Below are 2,778 nucleotides of genomic sequence, written 5' to 3'. Positions count from 1 at the left end.
TGGTGTCGGGTGCGCGCCCCATCTCCCCATCTCCCCATCTCCCCATCTCCCCATCTCCCCATCTCCCCATCTCCCCATCTCCCCATCTCCCCATCTCCCCATCTCCCCATCTCCCCATCTCCCTGTTCCCTGTTCCCTATTTCCTACAAGATAATGCAGACAGAGTTTCCTTTTACCCTACCCCAGGGCTACGTAGATTCCGAGGGTAATCTCCATCGAGAAGGCATGATGCGGATGTCCACAGCCTACGATGAAATTATGCCCTTAAAAGACCCTAGGGTTCAGGCTAATCCAGGTTACTTGGTGATTATCCTGTTGTCCAGGGTTATCACTCGTCTGGGCAGCTTAGACTATATCAATCCCGCCATGATTGAGGGTCTATTTTCGGCTGACTTAGCCTATCTGCAAGACCTCTATCAACGGATTAACCAAAATGGTCACAGCCGCCTTTTGGTTTCTTGTCCTCACTGTCAAGGAGAATTTCAAGTGGAGACTGCTACGTTGGGGGAGTAACTTGCTACCCCTCCGAGAGGCTGTTAGAGGAGGTAGCCTATATTGCTTATCATTTGCACTGGTCCTATGACCAGATTATGAGTCTGGATCATCAAGAAAGACAGCGCTGGGTGGCACAAGTAGCAAGTATTAATGAAAAGTTGAATGAGCAGGTAATTGGGTTACGGTAATTGGGTTACGGTTTAATTTCGTTAATCGTAGGAGTGAGTTATGGCAAGTTTAGGATCGGTTGTGCCTTTAGGAACAAATGCGGCTTACGCTGGAGTGACTGGGGAGTTGGGAGTTCGCCTTGACCCCTACCAAGGCTTTAACTTCCTCATTGAAATTGAGGGGTTAGTGACTGGTGGGTTTATGGAAGTCAGAGGTCTAGAAAGTGAGATTGAACTAGAGGAACGTCCTGAGGGAGGTCAGAATCGCTATGTTCATCAGCTACTAGGTCGAACCAAATATCCGAATTTGACCCTCAAACATGGTCTAACCGGCATCGACAGCCTATGGAATTGGTATCAGGCCACTAGCCAGGGTGTAATTCGGCGCAAAAACGGCACAATTATGCTGCTAGACCGCCAACAGATACCAGCCATGTATTGGAATTTCAAGCAGGCTTTGCCAGTGAAGTGGACTGGTCCAGAGTTTAATGCCACCAGCAATGAGATTGCTTTCGAGACCATTGAGTTAATTCACAAGGGGATTAGCAAACCACTTCTCAGTCAAGCCCTATCTGGAGGACGAGCGATTGCTGGACTAGCAGGAGCTTTGTGATGGCATCTCAATCTCAGCTCACTAACAATCAAACTTGGTCAGAGAGTCTCAACCCCCAACTGACGAGGCGACTCCTGCGCCCGGTCGTCAGCCCTGGTGTAATTGGTACTCAAGTAGCAGGGTCAATTATCTCCCGGGTCCAAGGGATGACCAACCAACTGCCCTTAATGACTAAGTTAATTCAACGCCAGCATCGGTTACAGGGTCAATCAGCAGAAGCAGTTCCGATCGTGTATGCTCAGCCAATCCGGCCAGCAGCAGAACCGGTAGAGATGGGACATGTTACCTCTCCCAATGTGGCCTCTCGAACTAAAGGAACAGGGCAAGAACTCCCTTTGAAATCAACTATATTTCAGGTTGATCAAGAAACCTCAGTACAAAAAAGTACAGGGTCAAATACTCAGAAATATAGAGAAAATTCTACACCCGAAACGTCAAATTTAATACCCTCTAAAACTGGCAAATCTGGGACAAAACCATTGATTGTCCAGGCAAAATTTGTCAATTCCACTAAGAAGACTTCCCCGAGAGCAGATTCTGATAGCAAACCCCCAGTTTCTGGTCTTGAACCGTCTAGGAAAACTAGACTATCTTCTGAGTTATCCTGGCCAGTTGTCCAAGCCAAACCAATTAACTCCCAGTCATCAAGTAGTTCTGGAAGTAGTTCTCAGACAATGTTGGTAAACTTGCCTAACCCTCCTAACCCTGAAGCAAAGGGTGTTACTCAAAACTCCTTTCCTGCTAGACGAGGAGTTGGGGGAGAGGTCAATTCAGACAATTTAAAAAACAATTTAAAAAACACCAATACTACTTTGCCAACAGAGTCTAAGCTATCCTTAGGCAGTTCGGGAAACTTGACCCAGTCACCAGTGATTCAACGCTCCCCAAAGCGATCGCTGATCAAGGAGATAGTCTCTCCCCAATCCCAGGGAAACCAGCCACTGATTCAAAAGTCCCCAAAGCGATCGCTGATCAAAGAGATAGTCTCTCCCCAATCCCAGGGAAACCAGTCACTGATTCAACCCAGCCCAGAGCCACCAGTGATCAAAGAGATGCTCTCTCCCCAATCCCAGGGAAACCAGTCACTGACTCAACCCACCCCAGAGCCACCAGTGATCAAAGAGATAGTCTCTCCCCAATCCCAGGGAAACCAGCCACTGATTCAACGCACCCCGGAGCAACCGGTAGTTAGAGAAATGTTGAGAAAAGATAGTTATCAAATATCTGCTCCTCTGGTTTTTTCTGCCTCTGGGGTCAATAGAACTTCATTTTCTGGCAACGGACTAGGAGTTAGTAGTTCGCCATCTATTGCTGATAATGGCTCTGGAGTTATCCAAAGAATGCCATCTGTCAACGGTGCATCAGTATCAACATCTGTATCAACTACTAGCTTACAGGCAAATACCGTGATTCAGAAAGCATCAGAAAATACTTCAGGCGCTACCACAAATAATCAGTCTGTCGAGCACATTGATGTTGATGAACCAGTAGACAAAGTACACA

The 2,778-nt window shown here is 47.2% G+C and carries 4 protein-coding genes; all 4 read left to right on the top strand.

The features are described 5' to 3' along the window. The first annotated feature begins 153 nt into the window (after window positions 1-153). Window positions 154-513: a phage tail assembly protein gene (locus F6K52_RS35060; RefSeq protein ID WP_293089608.1), complete on the top strand. Its 360-nt coding sequence runs from the start codon at window positions 154-156 to the stop codon at window positions 511-513. Beyond that, window positions 459-683: a DUF6760 family protein gene (locus F6K52_RS37200; RefSeq protein WP_364421294.1), complete on the top strand. Its 225-nt coding sequence runs from the start codon at window positions 459-461 to the stop codon at window positions 681-683. The genes F6K52_RS35060 and F6K52_RS37200 overlap by 55 nt, the downstream gene beginning before the upstream one ends. Before the next feature lie 40 nt (window positions 684-723). Beyond that, window positions 724-1,275, top strand: a complete 552-nt coding sequence (locus F6K52_RS35055; RefSeq protein WP_293089606.1) for a phage tail protein — start codon at window positions 724-726, stop codon at window positions 1,273-1,275. After that, window positions 1,275-2,778 (top strand): hypothetical protein (locus F6K52_RS35050; RefSeq protein ID WP_293089605.1); only part of this gene is annotated, 1,504 nt, incomplete at its 3' end. The genes F6K52_RS35055 and F6K52_RS35050, both read left to right, overlap by 1 nt.

This window comes from Moorena sp. SIO3H5, assembly GCF_010692395.1.
In the GTDB taxonomy this organism is placed as follows: domain Bacteria; phylum Cyanobacteriota; class Cyanobacteriia; order Cyanobacteriales; family Coleofasciculaceae; genus Moorena.
The sequence above is the reverse complement of the archived record's forward strand: the minus strand, read 5'-3'. Positions and strand labels throughout refer to the sequence as shown.

Coding starts and splice junctions, on each gene's coding strand:
- F6K52_RS35060 (WP_293089608.1), top strand. CDS start 154: ATGCAGACAGAGTTTCCTTTTACCCTACCCCAGGGCTACGTAGATTCC.
- F6K52_RS35055 (WP_293089606.1), top strand. CDS start 724: ATGGCAAGTTTAGGATCGGTTGTGCCTTTAGGAACAAATGCGGCTTAC.